General features: G+C 62.0%; 1 pseudogene. It reads right to left on the bottom strand.

What is annotated here, in order from left to right:
- Positions 1-380: 380 nt before the first annotated feature.
- A pseudogene (locus AC1DU6_RS34900) lies at positions 381-595 on the bottom strand (hypothetical protein); the annotation flags it as partial.

A 595-nucleotide genomic window follows, 5' to 3' on the forward strand; every position in this document is an offset into this window, starting at 1 on the left:
CAACTCGCGCGCGCCGTGCCACGCAAGATCTATGTGGCGGGTGGACTGTTTGCGGCGATCGAATATGCCACGGTGCTGCGCGGCGGCAAGGCGCAGGATTTGGTGTTTTTCTGAGATCTCACGCTCGTCATTCCGGGGCGTGGCCGGCACTTGCCGGACGCGCACCCGGAATCTCAACATGAGAGTCTCCGGGCAGCCAAACACATCCGGATTCCGGGTTCGCGCAAGRGCGCGCCCCGGAATGACAGTTTGTGGTCAATTCGTCCCGCCCGCTGAATCGTCCAGCACTTTAAAGCTCTCCTCGAGCTGCGGCGAGATCGACACGCCCATGCGCTCTCCTGTCGGCAGACGCGCAACGAACCATTTGTTGTAGAGCGGGATCAGATCGCGATTCGAGCCGAGCCGCCGGAAGGTACGCTCGACGACGTCGCTGAGCTGCTTCTCGCCTTTGCGGAACATGATGCCGTAGGATCGTAGGACAGGTAGTCGCCGACGACGCGAAACTTGTCCTGCGACTTGTGCCGCGCGATCAGCCCCGACAGCAGGATATCGTCGGTCGCGAAGGCATCGGCCTTGCCGTCGACCAGCATCTGGT

This window comes from Roseateles sp. P5_B10, from assembly GCF_056400485.1.